The organism is Streptomyces turgidiscabies Car8 (assembly GCF_000331005.1).
GTDB lineage: Bacteria > Actinomycetota > Actinomycetes > Streptomycetales > Streptomycetaceae > Streptomyces > Streptomyces turgidiscabies.
This window is the reverse complement of sequence record NZ_AEJB01000203.1, coordinates 1-21,329: the sequence shown is the minus strand read 5'-3', so window position 1 is coordinate 21,329 and position 21,329 is coordinate 1. Positions and strand designations below refer to the sequence as shown.

19 protein-coding genes and 1 pseudogene are annotated in these 21,329 nt (G+C 70.9%); 14 read left to right on the top strand and 6 right to left on the bottom strand.

Going from position 1 to position 21,329, the window contains the following annotated elements; genetic code table 11:
• Positions 1-114 precede the first annotated feature (114 nt).
• The 4 genes from STRTUCAR8_RS12645 to STRTUCAR8_RS12630 all read left to right on the top strand — a co-directional run bounded on the left by STRTUCAR8_RS12645 (position 115) and on the right by STRTUCAR8_RS12630 (position 4,346).
• On the top strand, positions 115-915 hold the full coding sequence (locus STRTUCAR8_RS12645; RefSeq protein ID WP_006376063.1) for an aldose epimerase family protein: 801 nt from the start codon (positions 115-117) through the stop codon (positions 913-915).
• A 23-nt stretch (positions 916-938) separates the two neighbouring features.
• Positions 939-1,499, top strand: a complete 561-nt coding sequence (gene pyrE / locus STRTUCAR8_RS12640; RefSeq protein ID WP_006376066.1) for an orotate phosphoribosyltransferase — start codon at positions 939-941, stop codon at positions 1,497-1,499.
• A gap of 189 nt (positions 1,500-1,688) precedes the next feature.
• A complete protein-coding gene (fbaA, locus tag STRTUCAR8_RS12635) occupies positions 1,689-2,738 on the top strand; it encodes a class II fructose-bisphosphate aldolase (RefSeq protein ID WP_267889055.1) in 1,050 nt (349 codons plus the stop codon).
• A 90-nt stretch (positions 2,739-2,828) separates the two neighbouring features.
• The gene (locus STRTUCAR8_RS12630; RefSeq protein ID WP_006376060.1) at positions 2,829-4,346 is read left to right on the top strand and encodes an MFS transporter; all 1,518 of its coding nucleotides are present in this window, start codon (positions 2,829-2,831) and stop codon (positions 4,344-4,346) included.
• 612 nt (positions 4,347-4,958) lie between these two features.
• On the opposite strand, the gene STRTUCAR8_RS52450 is transcribed toward STRTUCAR8_RS12630, so the two are convergent.
• A complete protein-coding gene (locus STRTUCAR8_RS52450; protein WP_143666723.1) occupies positions 4,959-5,297 on the bottom strand; it encodes a hypothetical protein in 339 nt (112 codons plus the stop codon).
• A 243-nt stretch (positions 5,298-5,540) separates the two neighbouring features.
• Between STRTUCAR8_RS52450 and STRTUCAR8_RS12625 the strand changes: the two genes are divergently transcribed.
• The 6 genes from STRTUCAR8_RS12625 to STRTUCAR8_RS12600 all read left to right on the top strand — a co-directional run bounded on the left by STRTUCAR8_RS12625 (position 5,541) and on the right by STRTUCAR8_RS12600 (position 11,411).
• Entirely contained in the window at positions 5,541-5,957 is a 417-nt protein-coding gene (locus STRTUCAR8_RS12625) for a DUF3151 domain-containing protein (RefSeq protein ID WP_006376073.1), read from the top strand.
• A 170-nt stretch (positions 5,958-6,127) separates the two neighbouring features.
• Positions 6,128-6,973: a tryptophan 2,3-dioxygenase family protein gene (locus tag STRTUCAR8_RS12620; RefSeq protein WP_006376077.1), complete on the top strand. Its 846-nt coding sequence runs from the start codon at positions 6,128-6,130 to the stop codon at positions 6,971-6,973.
• On the top strand, positions 6,966-8,180 hold the full coding sequence (gene kynU / locus STRTUCAR8_RS12615) for a kynureninase (protein WP_006376062.1): 1,215 nt from the start codon (positions 6,966-6,968) through the stop codon (positions 8,178-8,180). Before STRTUCAR8_RS12620 ends, kynU begins: the two co-directional genes overlap by 8 nt.
• 166 nt (positions 8,181-8,346) lie before the next feature.
• On the top strand, positions 8,347-9,222 hold the full coding sequence (locus STRTUCAR8_RS12610) for an alpha/beta hydrolase (RefSeq protein ID WP_006376075.1): 876 nt from the start codon (positions 8,347-8,349) through the stop codon (positions 9,220-9,222).
• Positions 9,223-9,339: 117 nt separating this feature from the next.
• Entirely contained in the window at positions 9,340-10,737 is a 1,398-nt protein-coding gene (locus tag STRTUCAR8_RS12605) for a sensor histidine kinase (RefSeq protein ID WP_078507181.1), read from the top strand.
• Positions 10,734-11,411 (top strand): response regulator, encoded by a 678-nt coding sequence (locus tag STRTUCAR8_RS12600; protein WP_006376061.1) that lies wholly within the window; start codon positions 10,734-10,736, stop codon positions 11,409-11,411. Before STRTUCAR8_RS12605 ends, STRTUCAR8_RS12600 begins: the two co-directional genes overlap by 4 nt.
• 24 nt (positions 11,412-11,435) lie before the next feature.
• Here the strand turns inward: STRTUCAR8_RS12600 and STRTUCAR8_RS12595 are convergent, their stop codons facing one another.
• The gene (locus STRTUCAR8_RS12595; protein WP_006376076.1) at positions 11,436-12,581 is read right to left on the bottom strand and encodes a lipid II:glycine glycyltransferase FemX; all 1,146 of its coding nucleotides are present in this window, start codon (positions 12,579-12,581) and stop codon (positions 11,436-11,438) included.
• A 175-nt stretch (positions 12,582-12,756) separates the two neighbouring features.
• Here STRTUCAR8_RS12595 and STRTUCAR8_RS12590 point away from each other — a divergent pair, with 175 nt between their 5' ends.
• Positions 12,757-13,974, top strand: a complete 1,218-nt coding sequence (locus tag STRTUCAR8_RS12590; protein WP_006376070.1) for a cytochrome P450 — start codon at positions 12,757-12,759, stop codon at positions 13,972-13,974.
• Here STRTUCAR8_RS12590 and STRTUCAR8_RS12585 read toward each other — a convergent pair.
• From STRTUCAR8_RS12585 to STRTUCAR8_RS12575, 3 genes are all read right to left on the bottom strand, one after another.
• Entirely contained in the window at positions 13,940-14,194 is a 255-nt protein-coding gene (locus tag STRTUCAR8_RS12585) for a hypothetical protein (RefSeq protein ID WP_044472087.1), read from the bottom strand. The genes STRTUCAR8_RS12590 and STRTUCAR8_RS12585 overlap by 35 nt on opposite strands.
• 85 nt (positions 14,195-14,279) lie before the next feature.
• Complete coding sequence (locus STRTUCAR8_RS12580; RefSeq protein ID WP_006376067.1) at positions 14,280-15,893, bottom strand: ABC transporter permease; 1,614 nt, start codon at positions 15,891-15,893, stop codon at positions 14,280-14,282.
• Positions 15,890-16,807, bottom strand: a complete 918-nt coding sequence (locus STRTUCAR8_RS12575) for an ABC transporter ATP-binding protein (RefSeq protein WP_006376064.1) — start codon at positions 16,805-16,807, stop codon at positions 15,890-15,892. Before STRTUCAR8_RS12575 ends, STRTUCAR8_RS12580 begins: the two co-directional genes overlap by 4 nt.
• 73 nt (positions 16,808-16,880) lie before the next feature.
• Between STRTUCAR8_RS12575 and STRTUCAR8_RS12570 the strand changes: the two are divergent.
• Positions 16,881-17,384 (top strand): annotated as a pseudogene (locus STRTUCAR8_RS12570) (GbsR/MarR family transcriptional regulator); the annotation flags it as partial.
• Positions 17,385-17,505: 121 nt separating this feature from the next.
• Here STRTUCAR8_RS12570 and STRTUCAR8_RS12565 read toward each other — a convergent pair.
• Positions 17,506-19,035 (bottom strand): APC family permease, encoded by a 1,530-nt coding sequence (locus STRTUCAR8_RS12565; RefSeq protein ID WP_006376071.1) that lies wholly within the window; start codon positions 19,033-19,035, stop codon positions 17,506-17,508.
• Positions 19,036-19,179: 144 nt separating this feature from the next.
• On the opposite strand from STRTUCAR8_RS12565, the gene STRTUCAR8_RS12560 reads away from it, so the two are divergent.
• Positions 19,180-20,574: an ethanolamine ammonia-lyase subunit EutB gene (locus STRTUCAR8_RS12560; RefSeq protein ID WP_044472086.1), complete on the top strand. Its 1,395-nt coding sequence runs from the start codon at positions 19,180-19,182 to the stop codon at positions 20,572-20,574.
• Positions 20,571-21,329 (top strand): ethanolamine ammonia-lyase subunit EutC (eutC, locus tag STRTUCAR8_RS12555; RefSeq protein WP_044472085.1); only part of this gene is annotated, 759 nt, incomplete at its 3' end. The genes STRTUCAR8_RS12560 and eutC, both read left to right, overlap by 4 nt.

Sequence of the window (21,329 nt, the reverse complement as noted above, 5' to 3'; positions counted from 1 at the left end):
CCCCCAGACCCCCCTCCGGCCCTGAACGGGCCTTGTCCTCAAACGCCGGACGGGCTGGAAATGCGGGCCGGTGCTGGAGAGATGCCGGAGGTGCTCGACCGGTAGGGTCTTCGCGTGAGTGACGATGAGATCACGCTGGCCGCGGGTGACGCGGAGGTGACCGTGCAGCCGGGGAACGGCGGGCGGGTCGGAGGGTTGCGGGTCGGGGGAGTCGAACTGCTGCGGCAGGGCGCCAAGTTCGGGTGCTTCCCGATGGTCCCCTGGTGCGGGCGCACCCGCGACGGGCGGTTCCTCGACGGCGGCACCGTACGCCAACTCCCCCTCAACTCCCCGCCGCACGCCATCCACGGCACCGTCCGTGACAGTGCCTGGCGTGTCGCGCACACCACCGCCGACGAGGCCGTCATCACGTACGACCTCGTGGAGCCGTGGCCCTACCCGGGGCGGGTCACGCAGGTCTTCGCGCTGACGCCGGACGCGCTGACGCTCACCATGTCCGTGGAGACGTACGGCGATTCCTTCCCGGCGCAGATCGGCTGGCACCCCTGGTTCAACCGGAACCTCGGCGGCGCGGACGCACCGGCGGAGGTGCAGGTCGCCTTCTCTCCAGCCTGGCAGGAGGAGCGCGGCGACGACCATCTGCCGACCGGGAAGCGGATCGACCCGAAGCCCGGACCCTGGGACGACTGCTTCGGCATGCCCGGCGGCGTCGACGTCACCCTCACCTGGCCGCAGCGGCTCGAACTGAAGGTGACCAGCCCCCAGGAATGGGTCGTCGTGTACGACGAGCAGGACGCCGCCGTGTGCGTGGAACCGCAGACCGGCCCGCCCAACGGGCTCAACACCCTGCCGCGTCTCGTCACACCCATCGAGCCGCTCGAAGCCAGTACCACCTGGACCTGGCGAGCCCTCTGACCGTCCCGTCTAGGCTGGCGGGCATGAGTGACGTAGACGTACGTGGCGCGCTGCTGCGGCAGATCAAGGACAAGGCCGTCGTGCACGGCAAGGTGACCCTGTCGTCGGGGATCGAGGCCGACTACTACATCGACCTCCGCCTCGTCACCCTCGACGGCCAGGCCGCGCCGCTGGTCGGGCAGGTGCTGCTCGACCTGGCGGCGGAGGCGGGGCTGGAGTTCGACGCCGTCGGCGGGCTGACCATGGGCGCCGACCCGGTCGGCACGGCCATGATGCACGCCGCCGCGGCTCGCGGGCAGCGCCTCGACGCGTTCGTCGTGCGCAAGGCGGCGAAGGCGCACGGGATGCAGAAGCGCGTCGAGGGGCCGAGCATCGAGGGGCGGCGCGTGCTGGTCGTCGAGGACACGTCCACGACCGGTGACTCGCCGCTCACCGCCGTGGCGGCCGTGCGCGAGGCCGGCGCCGAGGTCGTGGGCGTCGCGACCATCGTCGACCGGGCGACGGGCGCCGCCGAGAAGATCGAGCAGGGCGCCGGGGTGCCGTATCTCTTCGCGTACTCGAAGAGCGACCTGGGTCTGGACTGAGTACCGGCCGGACCGTATGACGGACCCCCGGCGTCCACCTGTCGAACACCGGACTCAGTACCGGGCGAAACGTCTGGAAAGATGGGGGCGACGATGACGTCGCTTCCCAGGTCTCGCAGCCAGGTCTAGGTCAGGGCCGTAGGTACGCGCAGTACGCCGGATCTCTTCAGATCGCCAACCCGCACGCACATCACGAGGAGCGGACACATGCCCATCGCAACCCCTGAGGTCTACAGCGAGATGCTCGACCGGGCAAAGGCAGGCAAGTTCGCCTACCCGGCCATCAACGTGACCTCGACCCAGACCCTGCACGCTGCGCTGCGCGGCTTCGCGGAGGCGGAGAGCGACGGCATCATCCAGATCTCGACGGGTGGTGCGGAGTTCCTCGGCGGTCAGTTCAGCAAGGAGATGGTCACGGGGTCCGTGGCCCTGGCCGAGTTCGCGCACATCGTCGCCGAGAAGTACCCGGTCACGGTCGCCCTGCACACCGACCACTGCCCGAAGGACAAGCTCGACGGGTACGTACGTCCGCTGATCGCCGTCTCCGAGGAGCGCGTGAAGGCCGGCCGCAACCCGCTGTTCCAGTCCCACATGTGGGACGGGTCGGCGGAGACCCTCGCCGACAACCTCTCCATCGCGCAGGAGCTGCTGGCCCGCGCCGCCGCCGCGAAGATCATCCTCGAGGTCGAGATCACGCCGACCGGTGGCGAGGAGGACGGTGTCTCGCACGAGATCAACGACTCCCTCTACACGACGGTCGACGACGCCCTGCGTACCGTCGAGGCTCTCGGTCTCGGCGAGAAGGGGCGCTACCTGCTGGCCGCGTCCTTCGGCAACGTCCACGGCGTGTACAAGCCGGGCAACGTCGTCCTGCGCCCCGACCTCCTCAAGGAGCTGAACGAGGGCGTCGCCGCCAAGTACGGCAGGCCGGCCGGCTCCCAGCCGTTCGACTTCGTCTTCCACGGCGGCTCCGGCTCCTCGGCGGAGGAGATCGCCACCGCGCTGGAGAACGGCGTCGTGAAGATGAACCTCGACACGGACACGCAGTACGCCTTCACGCGTCCCGTCGCGGACCACATGTTCCGCAACTACGACGGTGTCCTGAAGGTCGACGGCGAGGTCGGCTCCAAGTCGACCTACGACCCGCGTACGTGGGGCAAGCTGGCCGAGGCGAGCATGGCCGCGCGTGTCGTCGTGGCCACACAGGACCTGCGGTCGGCCGGCACCAAGATCAAGTAGTGACGAAGGTCGAGTAGCCCACCGGTTCTTTCGGTGGTTCCGCGAGCTCGGCGCCTGTCTACGGCGCCGGGCTCGCTGTATACCTGAGGCATGTCCGACGTGCGGCTCTCCTCACCCCAGGGCAGGTGGATCCTCCTCACCACCGTCCTCGGCTCCAGCATGGCCCTGCTGGACTCGACCGTCGTGAACGTCGCGCTGCCACGCATCGGCCGCGACCTCGACGCCGATCTGGCCGCCCTCCAGTGGACGGTCAACGCGTACATGCTGACGCTGGCCGGGCTGATCCTGCTGGGCGGTTCGCTCGGCGACCGGTACGGCCGACGCAAGGTCTTCGTGATCGGGGTGGTGTGGTTCGCCGTCGCCTCGCTGCTGTGCGGGATCGCCCCGAACGCCGGGGTCCTGGTCGCCGCCCGTGCGTTGCAGGGCATCGGCGGCGCGCTCCTCACCCCGGGCTCCCTCGCCCTCATCCAGGCCTCCTTCCACCCCGACGACCGGGGGCGGGCGGTCGGGCTGTGGTCCGGCTTCGGGGGCATCGGCGCGGCCGTCGGGCCGTTCCTGGGCGGCTGGCTGGTGGACGGCCCGGGGTGGCGGTGGGTCTTCCTGATCAACGTCCCGGTCGCGCTGCTCTGCGCGCCCATCGCCCTGCGCCATGTCCCCGAGTCCGGCGACGGCCGTACGCGGCACGGGCGCTTCGACGTCCTCGGCGCGGTCCTGGGGGCCCTGGCGCTCGCCCTGGTGACGTACGCGCTGATCGAGGCCAGGTCCGGCTCCGTGGTCGTCGTCCTCGCGGCGGTGGCCGGGGTCGCGCTGGGCGTGGCCTTCGTGTCCGTCGAGCGGCGGCGCGCCCAGGACGCGATGATGCCGCTCGACATCTTCGCCTCGCGCCAGTTCACGGCCGTCAACCTGGTCACCCTGTGCGTGTACGCGGCCTTCGGCGGGTTCTTCTTCCTCTCCGCGCTCCAGCTCCAGGTGGTGGCCGGCTACTCGGCCCTGGGCGCCGGTACGGCGCTGCTGCCGACGACCGCCCTGATGCTGCTGCTGTCGGCACGCTCGGGCGAACTGGCGGAGCGGATCGGGCCGCGAGTGCCGCTGACCGTCGGGCCGCTGCTGTGTGCGGCGGGCATGCTGCTGATGCTGCGGGTGGGTGCCGAGGCGTCGTACGTCGCTGATGTGCTGCCCGCCGTGCTGGTGCTCGGGCTGGGCATGGTGACGCTGGTCGCGCCGCTCACGTCGAGCGTGCTGGCGTCGGTGGGGACGGAGCGGGCGGGGCTGGCGAGCGGGGTCAACAACGCGGCGGCGCGGGCGGCGGGGCTCGTGGCGGTGGCGGCGTTGCCGCTGGTCACGGGGATGGGTGCGGAGGCCTACCGGTCGGGGGCGCTGTTCGACGAGGCGTTCGGGCGGGCGATGGTCGTGTGTGCGGGGATTCTCGTGGTGGGGTCGGTGCTGGCGTTCGTGACGGTGCGGAGGCCGGGGGCGGGGTGCGCGGCGCCGGAGTGCCGGACGCACGGCTGCGTCACGGCTCCGCCGCTTGAGGGGGTGGGCACGGTGGAGGAGGACGAGGGTGACCGTCCCCTGGGGGCTGTGCCCCCAGGCCCCCCTTCGGCCTGAAGGGGGCCTCATCCTCAGGTGCCGGACGGGCTGGAGGTGCGGGCCGGGGGGGGTGTGGGGAGGGTGACTGGCGTTTGGGGGTTGTGCCTCCGGGCCCCTTTCGGCCTGAAGGGCCTCGTCCTCAGGTGCCGGACGGGCTGGAGGTGCGGGCCGGGGGGGGTGTGGGGAGGGTGACTGGCGTTTGGGGGTTGTGCCTCCGGGCCCCTTTCGGCCTGAAGGGCCTCGTCCTCAGGTGCCGGACGGGCTGGAGGTGCGGGCCGGGGGGGGGTGTGGGGAGGGTGACTGGCGTTTGGGGGTTGTGCCTCCGGGCCCCTTTCGGCCTGAAGGGCCTCGTCCTCAGGTGCCGGACGGGCTGGAGGTGCGGGCCGGGGGTGGGTTCGGGGAGGGTGACCGTCCCCTGGGGGCTGTGTCTCCGGGCCCCCTTCGGCCTGAAGGGCCTTGTCCTCAGGCGCCGGGCGGGCCGGGGGGTGAGTGTGGGGGAGGGTGAGGGTGACCGGCCTCTGGGGGCTGTGCCTCCAGGCCCCCTTCGCGCTGACGGCGCGGGTGTTCGCGGGGGCCGGTTGGTTCCGTGCTCCGGCCGCTGGCGTGGACCCGGGAACGTCTCAACCCGCACTATCCGTTTTTGACTGGCACAGTGATGTGCAGAGTTCTGATTTCAACGGCCTCCACCTCCGGCGTGACCGGGAAGTAGCCAGATACTTCGGTCTCAGTCAAAACAGGTAGCGAAACCCCGTTCGGCTCTTTCTCGACTACCTTGAGGACAAGCACGTGAGGGTCCCCAGGGGTTCCGGGGTTGTCGGTTTCCAGGCTGAGTTTGAATCCTTCAGTCGGGCAGGTGAGCGACCCTCTGACGGTGACCCGACGCCTGCTACCACTGTGCATGGTCGCCGTAGCGGTGAAGTTGTCGGCGGTAACCTTGCATTGGAGTGCTTTCTTTTGTTCGGTGCTCATGAATGCTCCCGAATATCTCGCTTGCGCCTGCACTCACTCCATTTGCGTGGACAGTTCGACGCGTTTCCAGTGTGGTCCCGCTTTCGTCCCGTTGCAACTCATAGTAGTTCCGGAGTCATTTACGTTCGCCGGTCGATGAGTTGGGGCTGAGCTGGAATTTTCTGACCCACAACGACGGGCTGCTGTGCCCGGCAGGTCCGGTCCCGGAGGGGAATCGTCGTCCGATACCCCAGACTGGAACCCATGAGCCTTCACGAAAACCTGCTCGGCGGTCCGCCCCCCACCCATCTTCCCGACTACCCCGAGCCCCGCGAGCTTCTCGCGAACGGCACCGCCCCCGCCGATGTCGCCGCGAAGTACCCCACCTCCTCCCTCGCCTGGGCGCAGCTCGCCGACGACGCGTTCGAGCGTGGCAGCGTCGTGGAGTCGTACGCCTACGCCCGTACCGGCTACCACCGCGGCCTCGACTCCCTGCGCCGCGCCGGCTGGAAGGGGCACGGCCCGGTGCCGTGGGAGCACGAGCCGAACCGTGGCTTCCTGCGCGCCCTGCACGCCCTCGCCCGCGCCGCCGGTTCCATCGGCGAGCAGGAGGAGTACGAGCGCTGCACCCAGTTCCTCAAGGACTCCTCCCCGGCCGCGGCCCAGACGCTCGGCCAGTAGTCAGCTGTCCGTCAAGTCACCTGTCTGTAGCGCGAGGCCCGTCTGTGATGGTGAACAGGCGGGCCTTGCGTATTAGGGGCACGATTGTGTTGAATGCCCCGGGGACCGGGGCCCCCGTGTCGGAATTCGGCAGGGGCGGACCGCTACCCTGAGTACTACAGGAGACAGCGATGTCCCTCCAGGCCCAGCCCCCCGAGGCTTCGGAGCCCGAGACCCCGCATCTCGACTTCGCCGGTACCACCCCGTACGAGGACTACGTGCAGGCCGACGTCCTCACCCACCTCCAGCACACCCTCTCCGACGACCCCGGAGAGATGGTCTTCCTGGTGACGACCCAGGTCATGGAGTTGTGGTTCACGGTCATCGTGCACGAGTGGGAAACCGCCGCGAAGGCGCTGCGCAGCGACGACGTGCCCACCGCCGTCGCCGCCCTCAAGCGCTCCGTACGTGAGCTGGACGCCCTCAACGCCTCGTGGCGTCCCCTCGCCCAGCTCACCCCCGCCCAGTTCAACTCGTACCGCGCCGCCCTCGGTGAGGGCTCGGGGTTCCAGTCCGCGATGTACCGGCGGATGGAGTTCCTGCTCGGCGACAAGTCCGCGTCGATGCTCGTCCCGCACCGCGCCGCTCCCCGTGTGTACGCCGAGTTGGAGAAGGCGCTGCACGAACCGAGCCTGTACGACGAGGTGTTGAGGCTGCTCGACCGGCGCGGGTACACCGTCCCGGACGCCGTCCTGTCCCGGGACGTGTCCCAGCGGTACGAGCCCTCGGCCGAGGTCGAGGCCGCCTGGACCGCCCTCTACTCCGGTGACCCCGAGGCCGAACTCGCCCGTCTCGGCGAGGCGTTGACGAACGTCGCCGAGCTGGTGTGGCGCTGGCGCAACGACCATCTCGTCGCCACCCGGCGCGCGATGGGCGCCAAGGCCGGTACCGGCGGCTCCGCCGGGGTGGCCTGGCTGGAGAAGCGGGCGCAGAAGAACGTGTTCCCCGAGCTGTGGACGGCGAGGTCCCATGTCTGAGCTGCTGCCCTCGAAGACCGAGGTCGCCGCGAGGCTGGACTCGCGTGACGAACTCGCCAAGGTGCGCGAGAAGTTCGTGCTCGACTACGGCGTCACCTACCTGGACGGGAACTCGCTCGGCGCGCTGCCCGCGTCCGTCCCCGGCCGGCTCGACGACGTCGTGCGCCGAGAGTGGGGCGAGCTGCGCATCCGGTCCTGGGACGAGAGCGGATGGTGGACCGCGCCCGAGCGGATCGGTGACCGTATCGCTCCGCTGGTGGGTGCGGCGGCCGGACAGGTCGTCGTCGGTGACTCGACAAGTGTCAATGTTTTCAAGGCACTTGTGGGTGCCGTACGGCTGGCGGGGGGTGGCGAGGGCAGTGGTCGTGACGAGATTCTCGTCGACGCCAACACCTTCCCGACCGACGGTTACATCGCCGAGTCCGCCGCCCGGATGACCGGCTGCAGCCTGCGCGCGCTCGAACCGGGCGCCGTGGGAGGGGAGTTGAGCGAGCGTACCGCCGCTGTGCTGCTCAACCACGTCGACTACCGCACCGGCCGGCTGCACGACCTGCCCGCCCTCACGGCCGCGATCCACGCGTCCGGCGCCCTGGCCGTCTGGGACCTGTGCCACAGCGCGGGCGCCCTGCCGGTCGGGCTGGACGAACACGGGGTGGATCTCGCCGTGGGGTGCACGTACAAGTACCTGAACGGCGGCCCCGGTTCGCCCGCCTATCTGTACGTGAACCAGGCACACCAGGAGCGGTTCGACTCGCCCCTGCCCGGCTGGACCTCACACGCCGACCCCTTCGGTATGCGGCCCGAGTACGCCCCCGCCCCGGGTGCGACACGGGGGCGCGTCGGGACGCCGGACATCCTCTCGATGCTCGCGCTGGAGTCGGCGCTGGAGGTGTGGGAGGGGGTCGACATCGACGCCGTACGGGCCAAGTCCCTCGCCCTGACCGACTTCTTCCTGGAGTGCGTCGACGAGTACGTCCCCGAGGGGCGCGTCGAGTCGGTGACGCCGGACCCGCATGCCGAGCGCGGGAGTCAGATCGCGCTGCGGTGCTCCGACGCGGGGGCGGTGATGGCGCGGCTCGTCGAGCGGGGCGTCGTCGGCGACTTTCGGCGGCCGGACGTGTTGCGGTTCGGGTTCACGCCGCTGTACGTCGGGTTCGCGGACGTGGAGCGGGCGGCCCGGGTGCTGGGCGAGGTCGTCGCCGGCTGAGTTCTGTTCCCTGCTCCCGGCTCTCCTCTCCCCGTCTCTTCCCTCGGGACGCACAGCCCCGTGACTTCCGCGTGTCGGCGCATGTCACGGGGCTGATAGCGTCCCCGGCGACGGCCGGTTCATCTCCAGGTCCGCCAAATCCTTTACGTCGCTGAGAGGTTGGAGCATGCCGGACGATGCCGTAGCACGGGAGCGCGACGCCGCGGAAGAGGAGTCGGCCTTCTCGCACCCGCCCGTCGACCCCGACGCCACCGCCGTGTACGGCGACCACCCAGACCAGGTGATCGACTTCTACGCCCCGCAGGGCCCCCGGTCCCTGCCGGACGACAGGAGCGCGCCGCTGGTCGTCGTGGTGCACGGGGGTGCCTGGCGGGCGCCGTACGACCGTCGGCACATCACGCCGTTCGCCGGGTTCCTGGCCCGGCGCGGGTTCGCCGTGGCCAACGTGGAGTACCGGCGGGGCACGGACGACCCCACCGTCGCCGGGCGCTGGCCCGACACCTTCGACGACATGGCGGCGGCGCTGGACGCCCTGCCCGCGCTCGCGGCGGCCCACCTCCCGCAGGCCGACCCGCGCCGCACGGTCGTCACCGGGCACTCGGCGGGTGGGCACCTGGCCCTGTGGGTCGCCGCACGGCACCTCCTCCCCGCCGACGCGCCCTGGTTCCTGGCCCGCCCCGCCCCGCTGCGCGGCGTCGTCGCCCTCGCCCCGATCGCGGACTTCGCCGTCGCCGCGAAGCTGGACGTCTGCTCCGGCGCCGTACGTCAACTCCTGGGTGGGGAAGCGGAGTTCGCCGAGCGTCAGCCCTACGCCGACCCGGCACTGCTGCTCCCCACCGGCATCGCGACCACCCTCGTACAGGGGCGCGCCGACACGGTCGTACCGGAGATCGTCGCCGAGTCGTACGCGGACGCGGCGGCGAAGGCCGGTGAGGTGGTCGGTGTGACGCTGCTGGCGGACGTCGGTCACTTCCCGCTGATCGACCCGGTGGCGGACGCGTGCGCGGTGGTGGCGGAGGAGATCGCCCAGCTGGCCTGGTGAGCCCCGTCAGGGGCAGAGGGAGGAGGAGCGCGGGCGTTCGTAGTACCTGAGACGGACGGCGGAGAACCCCCCTCACTGCTGACGACCACGGCCCGCCCGCCGCCTACCGTCCTGTATGTGACTGAGACGACCTACATGCACACGAACCCCGAGCAGAAGTCGGCGGACGGCGGCGGTCTGTCGCGCAGCCCCGAGTTCCGGCTGGCCATGGACGCGCTGGCGGGGCTGCGCGCGGACCTCTTCGAGGGCGCCTTCGCCTACCGCCCGCTGGCCCCGAGGAACAAGCCCACCCGGATCGCCCGGGTGCTGCCCCGGCGGCTGCGCCCGTACGCGGTCTGGGCGCCGCACGCCCTGGTGGGCGCGGCCGGGCTGCTGGCCATGTTCGTGTCCTTCGCCGACAACGGCGGGAACTCGGGCACGGCGCTGGCGATGACCCTCTTCTCGCTGGGACCGATCCTGCTGACGCTGGTCCGGCCGGCCGGCGCCTTCTGGTTCTCCCTGGTGTCGATCCCGATCGTCGCCGCGCTCGGCCCGTCATACAGCGGCGACTGGCCCTTCATGCCTGCGAGTTTCGTCGCCCACCTGGTGGTGATGACGGTCGTGGCCGCCCGGACCCGACCGCGTACGGCCGCCTGGATGTGGGTGCTGACGGTGGCGTACGGCATGGCCGCCGACGCGTCCCACGACGCCCTCTTCGACGGCTACTACTTCACCAGCAACGTCGTGCCCTTCCTCTTCCTCTCCGCGCTGTCACTGCTCGTGGTGACCGTGCTGCTGGTGCGCCGGGCCGCCGAGCAGGAGGTGACCGCCCAGCAGACGGTGACCGCGCACGAGCGGTCCAAGCGCACCCTGCTGGAGGAGCGCACCACCATCGCCCGCGAGCTGCACGACGTCGTCGCGCACCACATGTCGGTCGTCGCCATCCAGGCGGAGGCGGCGCCCTACCGGGTGGAGAACCCGCCCGAGGAACTGACCAGGGCCTTCGCGACGATCCGCGAGAACGCCGTGGCCGCGCTCACCGAACTGCGCCGCGTCCTGGGCGTCGTACGGGCGGAGGACTACGAGGCTCCCGACGCCCCGCAGCCCACCCTGGCCGAACTCGACGCGCTCCTCACGAACGTGCGCGAGGCGGGCCTCGCCGTCGACAAGACGGTGACGGGCGCGGTACGTGAACTCCCGCAGGGCGTCGAGCTGTCGGCGTACCGGATCGTGCAGGAGGCGCTGAGCAACACGCTCCGGCACGCGCCCGGCGCGAGCGCGCGGGTCGAAATCGGTTACGTGTTGGGCGGGTTGGGCCTTCGGATCGTCAACGGCCCCGCCGCAGAGGTGTCGTTCGTGAAGCAGACGCCGACCGAGGGCGCCGGCCATGGCCTCACGGGGATGCGCGAACGCGTCGCCATGCTGAACGGCGCGCTGACGACGGTCCCGACCCCCGACGGGGGCTACGAGGTCACGGTCTTCCTCCCGGTGGTCCCGGTGGCGAACACCACGGATGAGGACGGAGAGGGAGCATGAGCCCCGCCCGTACGATCCGCGTGCTGGTCGTGGACGACCAGATGATGGTCCGTGAGGGTTTCTCCGTGCTGCTGAACGCGATGCCGGACATCGAGGTCGTCGGCGAGGCGGTCAACGGCCGCGAGGCGGTGGACCGGGTACGCGAACTCGCCCCGGACGTCGTCCTGATGGACATCCGGATGCCCGAACTGAACGGTATCGAGGCGACCCGGGAGATCGTCGCGGCGGACGCCACGGCGAAGATCCTGGTGCTGACGACGTTCGACCTCGACGAGTACGTGTACCAGGCGCTGCGGGCGGGCGCCTCGGGCTTCCTGCTGAAGGACGCCTCGGCACGCCAACTGGCGGACGGGGTAAGGGTGGTGGCCGCCGGCGAGGCGCTGCTCGCCCCCTCGGTCACCCGGCGCCTGATCACGGAGTTCTCGAAACTCGCCGACGCGCCCCGCTACCTGCCGGGCGCGCAGGCGGCGTACGGCGAGCTGACCGACCGGGAGACCGAGGTACTCGTGCTGATCGCGCAGGGGCTGTCGAACGTGGAGATCGCCGGGCGGCTGGTGGTCGCCGAGTCGACGATCAAGACGCACGTCAGCCGCATCCTGGTGAAACTTGGCCTGCGGGACCGTACGCAGGCGGCGGTGTTCGCGTACGAGGCACGACTGGTGACACCGGGGTGAGGTGCGGTGGCCTCCTCGGCGGGGTCATCTGCGCCCGAGGTAGACGCGCAGCGCCCGCTGCAGCATCCGGCCCTGGCTGCCCACCGGGAGTTCCCACTCCCCGAGGTACTCGACGGGCCGGCCGCCGGCGCCCGTCTTGAAGCGGAGCCGGCCGAGGAGGCGGTCCTCGGTGAGGGCGGGGGTGATGGACCGCAGGTCGTACGTCTCGGCGCCCGCCGCTCGCGCGTCACACAGCATGCGCCACAACAGGGCGCTGCTGGGCCGCAGTTCACGTCCCAGACGGCCGGACGCGGCGTACGAGTGCCAGACCCGGGAGCCGACGCTGATCATGAGGGCGCCGGAGAGCACCTGGCTGTCGCACTCGGCGAGGTAGAGGCGGAGCCGGTCGTGGTCCTCCTCGTTCAGGGCCCGCCACATGCGCCGGAAGTAGTCCGGCGGGCGTGCCTTGAAGCCGTCGTGGGCGGCGGTCGCGGTGTACAGACGGTGGAAGTCGGGCAGGTCGGCGTCCGAGCCCCACAGGACCCGGACGCCCGCCCGCTCGGACGTGACCAACGACTGTTCCCAGTGCGGGGCGAGGGCCTCGCGCAGGTCGTCCACCGTGCGCCCGGCCAGCGGGATGCGGCAGCCGTAGCGCGGCTGGCCGAGGCCGAAACCGCTGCCGTCGTCCTCCGCGCACGGCCGCCATCCGAGCCGCCGCAGCCGCTCCCCGGCGTCGAGGGCCCGGCCGTCGATCTCCGCCGCGGGAAGATCGTGCAGATGCCGTACGCCGGGGTCGGCGAGGCCCGCCGTGACGGTGGCCGCGTCCCAGTGACGTACGACGAGGGGCGGCCCTATCCGTACCGAGAACGCCCCGATCCGCTCCAGGTGGGCGACGAGCGGGTCCAGCCAGCGTTCCAGACGCGGGGCACGCCAGTCGATCGCGGGCCCGTCGGGAAGGTACGCGAGATAGCGCCGTGTCCCGGGGAGCGGCCGGTACAGGACGAGCGCCGCCGCGACCATCGCCCCGCCCACGGGCATCGCCTCGTCCTCGAACCAGCCGACGCTCTCCGGCAGCCAGTCGGGCTTCACGCCGCCCCACTCGGGGATCTGGAGATGGCTCGCCTCGGGAGACAGCCGCAGGTGGGCCAGATGCTCCTCCCGCGTGATCTCCCGCACGTACAGGCTGCTCATGGGTGGGTACTCCTGTTCGGGGCGGCCACCCTAAGCCGGGGATCACCGGGCGGGTCAAGAGTCCACGGGAGAAGGTTCGCCGACGGGGAGCCGAACTCCGCCCGCCGGCGGTCCGCGACGCCGTACGGTGGGACGTCCCTGGTCAGATGGGGGTGGCTCGGGCTAGCGTCCGTGCATGGCAGCTGCTTTTGACCTCGCTTTCGACCCCTGGGACCCGGCGTTCGTCGCGGACCCGTACCCCGCGTACGCCGAACTGCGGGCCCGGGGCCGGGTCGTGTACTACGAACCCACGAACCAGTGGCTGGTCCCGCACCACGCGGACGTCTCGGCGCTGCTGCGCGACCGCCGCCTCGGCCGCACGTACCAACACCGCTTCACCCACGAGGACTTCGGCCGCACGGCACCTCCGCCGGAACACGAGCCGTTCCACACCCTCAACGACCACGGCATGCTGGACCTGGAGCCGCCGGACCACACACGCATCCGCCGCCTGGTGTCGAAGGCGTTCACCCCGCGCACGGTGGAGGGCCTGAAGCCGTACGTGGAGCAGCTGGCGGGCGACCTGGTGTCGGCGCTGGTGAAGGCGGGCGGCGGCGACCTGCTGACGGACGTGGCGGAGCCGCTGCCGGTCGCGGTGATCGCGGAGATGCTGGGCATCCCGGAGAGCGACCGGGCGCCGCTGCGCCCCTGGTCGGCGGACATCTGCGGCATGTACGAGCTGAGCCCCTCCGAGGAGACGGCGGCGAAGGCGGTACGGGCGTCCGAGGAGTTCACCGAGTACCTGCGGGACCTGATCGCGGCCCGCCGTGAGAAGCCCGGCGAGGACCTGATCTCGGGCCTGATCGCCGCGTACGACGAGGGCGACCGCCTGACGGAACAGGAAATGATCTCGACGTGCGTGCTCCTGCTCAACGCGGGCCACGAGGCGACGGTCAACGCGACGGTGAACGGCTGGTGGGCGCTGTTCCGCAACCCGTCCCAGCTTGCGGCGCTGCGCGCGGACCCCTCCCTGATCCCCTCCGCCGTGGAGGAGCTGATGCGCTACGACACCCCGCTCCAGCTCTTCGAACGCTGGGTACTGGACGACATCGAGATCGACGGCACGGTCATCCCGAGAGGCAGCGAGGTGGCCCTCCTCTTCGGCTCCGCCAACCACGACCCGGAGGTGTTCACCGCCCCCGCCTCCCTGGACCTGACCCGCACGGAGAACCCGCACATCTCCTTCAGCGCGGGCATCCACTACTGCATCGGCGCCCCGCTGGCCCGCATCGAGCTGGCGGCATCGATGGGCGCGCTGCTGGAGGGGGCACCGGGTCTCCGCCTGGCTACGGAACCGACCCGAAAGCCGAACTTCGTGATCAGGGGGCTTGAGGGCCTGAGCGTCGAGCTCTGAACCGGGCACCGAGGCCCCGTGCGACTGCCCAGGCCACGAGCCCGGTGGCGGTGCCGGCGAGGAACAGCAGCGGGAGTTCGGCGTAGAAGACGCTCCAGACGGGTTCCTGCTCGAAGCGGCGGACCCGGCCCTGCGCCCTGACGGTCCACACCGTGAGGCCGGCGCCCACCCCGAGGGCGACGGTCAGACATCCCGCGGTGGCCTGTGCGCGTTGTCCCATGTCTGGGAGGGACGCGTCTGCGGGGGTGGGGGTTCCCTCGGCTCGGTGCACGAGAACTGCTTCAGGGGTGGTGGCGGTCGCTGTTCTACGTTGCCATGTCCCGGCGCCGGATCCCCGCCAGCCCTGCGGTCACCAGTGCCGCCGCGACCCCGGTCAGGGCCAGTACGGGCCCCCAGGTCAGGTTCCCGCCCGGTAGCTTCGGCAGGTGGCCGAACGGGGAGAGGTCCAGCACCCCCTGTGGTACGTCCAGTGCCGGGCCGATCCATCCCACCAGCAGCGCGAACCCGGCAACTCCCCAGGCTCCGACGGCCAGTTGGGGCGACAGCCCGTACAGGAGGACCGCCAGTCCGCCCAGCACCCACACCGCCGGGACCTGCACCAGGCTCGCCGCCAGTACCGGGCCGAGGTCGTCGCCGTAGCCGAGTGCCAGGCCCAGGCCGCTCAGCAACAGGATCAGGACCGCGCCGCCGAAGGCGATCGCCAGGTGGCCGCCGACCCAGCGCAGGCGTCCCACCGCGTTGGCGAGGATCGGCTCGGCCCGTTGTGACGTCTCCTCGGCGTGCAGCCGGAGTACCGACGAGACGACGTACAGCGCCGCCACCATGCCGAACATGCCGGCCATCGTGGCGAGGAACGCGTTCTCGATGCCCGACTGGCCGCCCATCCGCTCGATGATCTCCCGGGTTCTGGCGTTGTCGCCGACCAGGTCCGCCGCGCCCTTCGTCAGCCCGCCGAAGGCGACCCCGGCCGCGAAGAACCCGATGCTCCAGCCGAGGACAGTGCCCCGTTGCAGCCGCCAGGCCAGTGCGCCCGCCGTGCCCAGGCGCCCTGTCGCCGGTCCCGGCCGGGTCGGGAGGAAACCCATGCCGACGTCCCGGCGGCCCGCCAACTCGTAGGCCAGCCAGCCCTGTAGCGCGGTCGCGCCCACGAACAGGCCCAGCACCCACCACCGTTCGTCCGCGAACGGCCGGACGTTCTCCAGCCAGCCGATCGGCGAGACCCAGGTGAGCGGTGACGAACCGTCGGTCGTCGCGGAGTCGCCCGCCGCGCGCAGCACGAACGCCAGACCGAGCAGACCGCCCGTCAGGCCCTTCGCCAGCCGTGCGCTCTCCGTGAACTGCGCGACGATCGCCGTGAGGGTGGCGAACACCGCTCCCACACCCCCGATGCCCAGGCCCAGTGCCAGCGCACCCGACGCGCCCCGGCCGGCCAGGCCGCCCGCGATCAGCAGCGCGAGGACGGTGTCGGCGACCAGGGCGGTGAGCAGGGCCGCCGTCAGCGGGGCACGGCGGCCCACCATCGCGGAGGAGATCAGTTCCTGGCGTCCGCTCTCCTCCTCGTCACGGGTGTGCCGTACGACGACGAACAGGCTCATGATGCCGGCGAGGATCGCCGCGTAACCGCCGATGCGCCAGGCGGTCAGGCCGCCGATCGAGTCGCTGAACACCGGCCCGTACGTAGCCCGCAGCGAGCTGTTCGTGAACAACTGGCGCGCGATGTCCGCGCGTTCGGCGGGGGTGGAGTACACGCTCTCCAGGGAGCCCGGGAGGGAGAGGACCAGGAGGGCCGTCACCGCGACCCACACCGGGATCATCACCCGGTCACGCCGCAGGTTGAACCTCAACAGGGTCCCGGTGCCTGCCAGCTGACGTGCGCCTCCGGACCGTACGACGGAGGATGCGGTCGTTGTCGCGGTCATCGCGGCAGCGCCTCCCCGGTCTGCTCGTCCTGGTAGTGGCGCAGGAACAGCTCCTCCAGCGTCGGCGGCGTCGACCTCAGCGAGCGGACGCCCGACTCGGTGAGCGAGCGCAGCACCGCGTCCAACTTGTCGGTGTCGACCTGGAGTTGGACCCGCCGACCCTGTACGTCGAGGTCGTGGACGCCCGGCAGATGGGCCAACCCGTTCGGTGTGCCCGCCAGTTCCGCCGTGATGCTTGTCCTGGTGAGATGGCGCAGGTCGGCGAGGGAGCCGCTCTCGACGGTCCGGCCCTTGCGGATGATGCTGACCCGGTCGCACAACTCCTCGACCTCGCTGAGGATGTGGGAGGAGAGCAGAACCGTACGGCCCCTGTCCCGGGCCTCCTCCACGCAAGCCTGGAAGACTTCCTCCATCAACGGGTCGAGGCCCGAGGTCGGTTCGTCGAGGATGAGCAGGTCGACGTCGGAGGCGAACGCCGCCACGAGCGCCACCTTCTGGCGGTTGCCCTTCGAGTAGGTCCGGCCCTTCTTGGTCGGGTCCAGCTCGAACCGTTCGATCAGGCCGGCGCGGCGCGCCGGGTCGAGGCCGCCGCGCAGCCGGCCGTACAGGTCGATGACCTCGCCGCCGGAGAGGTTGCGCCACAGGGTGACGTCACCGGGGACGTAGGCGATCCGGCGGTGCGCCTCGACCGCGTCCGCCCACGGGTCCCGGCCCAGGATCCGCGCGGTGCCCGAGTCGGCGTGCAGCAGGCCGAGCAGGACGCGGATGGTCGTGGACTTGCCGGAGCCGTTGGGGCCGAGGAAGCCGTGCACCTCGCCGGTCTCCACGGTCAGGTCGAGACCGTCCAGGGCGTGGGTCCTGCCGAACGACTTGTGGAGTCCGGACACCTCGATGGCGGGGCTGGCCTTCGTCATGTTTCCGAACGTACGCTTACTTCAGAAATTTGTGAAGTTAAGGAAGTGTATGAATGACGGTTAGACTTTGGGGGTGACGGAACCTGGTGCGGGCGAGAGTGCGGCGGGGCGGGACCCCGAGGCGGTGTCCCGGTTCGTCGAGGGCTTCGCCGCCCAACTCGTCGACGCGGGGATGCAGCGCATGGCCGCCCGCGTCTTCGCCGCGCTGCTCGCCTCCGACGCGGGCGCCCTGACCTCGGCCGAACTCGGCGAGCAGCTCCAGGTCAGTCCGGCCGCCGTGTCCGGCGCGGTGCGTTACCTGTCCCAGGTGCACATGGTCTCGCGGGAGCGCGAACCCGGCTCGCGGCGTGAGCGGTACCGGGTCCACAGCGACCAGTGGTACGAGGCGCTGACGAACCGCGACGCCGTCCTCAAGCGCTGGGGACAGACCCTGCGCGTGGGCGTCGACAGCCTCGGTGCGGAGAGCCCCGGCGGGCAGCGCCTCGCCGAGACGCTCGCCTTCTTCGAGTACCTGGAGGGCGAGCTCACCAAGCTCATGGACCGCTGGCGCGAGGAGCGGGCCAGGACCTTCGGCCAGGGCTGGCAACAACGCGCCCCCGAAGGGGCGCGGGGAACTGCGCGACCGGCCACAGCCGGCCCGCAGTTCCCCGACGACAGTCCCCCGACGGCGGTCCTTCGACCGCGCCCTCAGCGGAGCGTTACCGCTCCTTCGTCTCCTCCAGCACCGTCCGGCCCAGCAGCGCGTACCGCTCGGGAGCCCGGTGCTTGAGGTAGGTCGCGTAGCCGATGCCGCCCGCCGCGATCAGGGCGACGATCCACGGCGTCGACCTGAGGACCAGTGAGCCCGACTCCGTGCCCGCCGCGACGCCCATGTTGGACACCAGCAGCACCACCACCGCGAGCATCGCGACGCCGCCGATGAGCGGGGCCGTGAACGTCCGGAACCAGTGGCGGCTCTCCGGGTGGTTCTTGCGGAAGTAGGCCAGGACCGCGAAGGAGCAGACGGCCTGGACGACGAGGATCGCCATCGTGCCGAGGATGGCCAGCAGGACGTACGTACCGCTGTACGGGTCCTTGTGCGCGGCCCAGAAGCCGAGCAGCAGCAGGGCGCTGATGATCGTCTGGACCAGGCCGGCGATGTGCGGGGAGCCGTGGGAGGCGTGGGTGCGGCCGATGGTGCGCTTGAGGGAGGGGAGTACGCCTTCGCGGCCCAGGGCGTACATGTAGCGGGCGGCGCAGTTGTGGAAGGCCATGCCGCAGGCCAGCGAGCCGGTGATCATCAGCCACTGCATGACGACGACGGCCCAGTGGCCGACGTACTGCTCGGTCGGGTCGAAGAACAGGGCGAGGGGGTTCGAGGAGGAGGCCGCCTTGACCGCCGCCGCCTCGCCGTTGCCCGTGATGGCCATCCAGGAGACGAAGACGTAGAAGACGCCGACGCCCAGGACGCTGATCATCGTCGCCTTGGGGATGATCTTCTTCGGGTCGCGGGACTCCTCGCCGTACATCGCCGTCGACTCGAAGCCGACCCAGGACCAGAAGGCGAAGAAGAGGCCGAGGCCGGCGCTGGTGCCCTGGAAGGCGTTGACCGGGTTGACCGGGCCGAAGGTGAAGCCGTTCGGGCCGCCGCCGTGCAGGGCGACCGAGATGGCCATCGCGGCGAGGATCGTCACCTCGGTGCCGAGGAGGACGACCAGCAGTTTCTCGGCCACCGAGACCCCGAACCACGTACCCGTGGCGTTGATCGCGAGCATGACGATCGCGAACACCCACCAGGGGACGCTGACGCCCGTCTGGTCCTTCACGGTCTCGGTGGCGAAGGTGGAGAAGATGCCGATCAGGGCAGGCTCGAAGACCATGTACGCGAAAGTGGCGAGCAGCCCGGAGGCGAGGCCGACCGTGCGGCCGAGGCCGTACGAGATGAAGCCGTAGAAGGCGCCCGTGGACGTGATGTGCTTCGCCATCGAGGTGAAGCCGACGGCAAAGATTGCCAGGACGACCATTGCGACCAGATAGCTCGCGGGGGCGCCGATGCCGTTCCCGGAGGACACCATGAAGGGCACGTTGCCCGTCATCGCGGTGATCGGGGCGGCGGTGGCGACGGCCATGAAGACCACGCCCAGCAACCCGATCGCATTCGGCTTCAGCCGGTGAACGGTGCTGTCGTCGCCGGGACTTGCCCCCGTACTCGTACCTTCTGCCGGGGCTACGCCCTCGTCCACTGCCATCGGGTGGCCCCTTCCTGGTTGTGCTGCCGGTGGGGTGGAACTCTGTAGCCCGAATGAGTCGGTCAAGGGTGTCGGGGCGTTAAATGTTTGTCAACCAGACCTTTAGAAATCTGGCGGCAACACGTGGCTCGTACGGTCGTCGCCATGAGCACGTACTCCTCCTCCCTCGGCGGCCACCGCTACCGCTTCGACTCCCTCGCGCGCCTGCTCGCCGCCGCGAGCCCCGAGCGCTCCGGCGACCGGCTGGCCGGCCTCGCCGCGGACTCCGCGCAACAACGGGTCGCGGCGCGCTGGGCGCTGGCGGAGGTGCCGCTGGCCCGGTTCCTCGCCGAGCCGGTGATCCCGTACGAGGACGACGACGTGACCCGGCTGATCATCGACACCCACGATCCGGCGGCTTTCGCGCCGGTGGCCGCGCTGACGGTGGGCGGATTCCGGGAGTGGCTGCTGTCGGAGGCGGCTGACGCGCAGGCGCTGGCCGCCGTGTCGCCGGGGCTGACGCCGGAGATGGTGGCGGCGGTGTCCAAGCTGATGGGGAACGCCGATCTGGTCGCCGTGGCGCGCAAGGTGCGGGTCGTGACCGCGTTCCGGTCGACGATCGGGCTGCCGGGACGGCTGGCCACCCGCCTCCAGCCCAACCACCCGACCGACGACCCGGCGGGAGTGGCGGCGGCGCTGCTGGACGGTCTCCTGATGGGTTCGGGCGACGCGGTCATCGGCATCAACCCGGCGACGGACAGCCCGAAGGCGGTGAGGGATCTGCTGGAGTTGTTGGACGGAGTCATCCAGCGGTACGCGATCCCGACCCAGTCCTGTGTGCTCTGCCATGTCACGACGAGCGTGGACCTGATGGAGCGCGGAGCCCCGGTCGATCTGGTCTTCCAGTCCATCGCGGGTACGCAGGCCGCGAACGCCTCGTTCGGGGTGACCCTGGGCCTGCTGGACGAGGCGCACGCGGCGGCGGGGGAGCTGAACCGGGGGACGGTCGGGAGCAACGCCCTGTACTTCGAGACCGGGCAGGGCAGCGCGCTGTCCGCCGACGCGCATCACGGGGTGGACCAGCAGACGGTGGAGGCGCGGGCCTACGCGGTGGCCCGGCGCTACGACCCGCTGCTCGTGAACACCGTGGTCGGCTTCATCGGCCCCGAGTACCTCTACGACGGCCGCCAGATCCTGCGCGCCGCCCTGGAGGACCACTTCTGCGGCAAGCTGCTCGGCCTGCCCATGGGCCTCGACATCTGCTACACGAACCACGCGGACGCCGATGACGACGACGTGGCGACGATGCTCACCATGCTCGGGGTCGCGGGCGCGTCCTTCGTGATCTGCACGCCGGGCGGCGACGACATCATGCTCAACTACCAGTCCGCCTCGTACCACGACGCGTTGTACCTCCGCGAGGTCCTCGGGCTGCGCCCGGCCCCGGAGTTCGAGGCATGGCTGGACGGCATCGGCCTGCTGGACGAACGGGGAGCGATCCGGGACGTCTCCGGTACGGCACATCCGCTGACGGCGATCGGAAAGGAACTGGCGGCATGACGGAACGTCAACTGACTGTTGTGGCCGATGACTTGACCATATGGGCGGCGCTACGGCGGCACACGCAGGCCAGGATCGGCCTCGGCCGCGCGGGCTCGGCGCTGCCCACCCGGCACCGCCTGGAGTTGCAGGCCGCGCATGCCGCAGCCCGGGACGCGGTGCACTCGCCGTTCGATCCGGGGGTGGTCGCGGCGGCGCTGACGGGAGAGCCGACGGTACGGGTACGCAGTGCCGCCGGCGACCGGCTCACGTACCTTCAGCGCCCCGACCTGGGGCGCCGTCTCGACGACGTCGACCGCGCTCACCTGCCCGGCGGTGACTGGGATGTGGTGTTCGTCGTGGCCGACGGGCTGTCCAGCCGGGCGGTGCACGAGCACGCGGCGCCGATGGTGCGGGCGACGACGGCACTGTTGCCCCCGGGGCTGCGGGTGGCCCCGGTGATCCTGGCCGAACAGGCGAGGGTTGCCCTCGGCGATGACGTGGCCCATGCGATGGGTGCGGCGATGGTGGTCGTCCTGATCGGGGAGCGGCCCGGGATGTCGGCGGCGGATTCCCTGGGCGCGTATCTCACGTACGCCCCGCGCCCGGGCACGACCACGGACGCGGACCGCAACTGCCTGTCCAACATCAGGCCGCCGCTGGGGCTGGGTTATGAGACGGCGGCGTCGAAACTGGCGTCGCTGATGGGGCGGGCGCGGGAGCTGGGGCTGACGGGGGTGGCGCTGAAGGACGAGACGGATTCGCCCCCGCCGCCC

Bases quoted from the DNA above. Each gene is read 5' to 3' on its own strand.
- STRTUCAR8_RS12560 (WP_044472086.1), top strand. From the start codon at position 19,180: ATGAGCACGTACTCCTCCTCCCTCGGCGGCCACCGCTACCGCTTCGAC.
- STRTUCAR8_RS12625 (WP_006376073.1), top strand. From the start codon at position 5,541: ATGAGCCTTCACGAAAACCTGCTCGGCGGTCCGCCCCCCACCCATCTT.
- STRTUCAR8_RS12620 (WP_006376077.1), top strand. From the start codon at position 6,128: ATGTCCCTCCAGGCCCAGCCCCCCGAGGCTTCGGAGCCCGAGACCCCG.
- pyrE (WP_006376066.1), top strand. From the start codon at position 939: ATGAGTGACGTAGACGTACGTGGCGCGCTGCTGCGGCAGATCAAGGAC.
- STRTUCAR8_RS12585 (WP_044472087.1), bottom strand. From the start codon at position 14,194: ATGGGACAACGCGCACAGGCCACCGCGGGATGTCTGACCGTCGCCCTC.
- STRTUCAR8_RS52450 (WP_143666723.1), bottom strand. From the start codon at position 5,297: ATGAGCACCGAACAAAAGAAAGCACTCCAATGCAAGGTTACCGCCGAC.
- STRTUCAR8_RS12575 (WP_006376064.1), bottom strand. From the start codon at position 16,807: ATGACGAAGGCCAGCCCCGCCATCGAGGTGTCCGGACTCCACAAGTCG.
- STRTUCAR8_RS12580 (WP_006376067.1), bottom strand. From the start codon at position 15,893: ATGACCGCGACAACGACCGCATCCTCCGTCGTACGGTCCGGAGGCGCA.
- STRTUCAR8_RS12595 (WP_006376076.1), bottom strand. From the start codon at position 12,581: ATGAGCAGCCTGTACGTGCGGGAGATCACGCGGGAGGAGCATCTGGCC.
- STRTUCAR8_RS12565 (WP_006376071.1), bottom strand. From the start codon at position 19,035: ATGGCAGTGGACGAGGGCGTAGCCCCGGCAGAAGGTACGAGTACGGGG.
- kynU (WP_006376062.1), top strand. From the start codon at position 6,966: ATGTCTGAGCTGCTGCCCTCGAAGACCGAGGTCGCCGCGAGGCTGGAC.
- STRTUCAR8_RS12610 (WP_006376075.1), top strand. From the start codon at position 8,347: ATGCCGGACGATGCCGTAGCACGGGAGCGCGACGCCGCGGAAGAGGAG.
- STRTUCAR8_RS12600 (WP_006376061.1), top strand. From the start codon at position 10,734: ATGAGCCCCGCCCGTACGATCCGCGTGCTGGTCGTGGACGACCAGATG.
- STRTUCAR8_RS12630 (WP_006376060.1), top strand. From the start codon at position 2,829: ATGTCCGACGTGCGGCTCTCCTCACCCCAGGGCAGGTGGATCCTCCTC.
- STRTUCAR8_RS12590 (WP_006376070.1), top strand. From the start codon at position 12,757: ATGGCAGCTGCTTTTGACCTCGCTTTCGACCCCTGGGACCCGGCGTTC.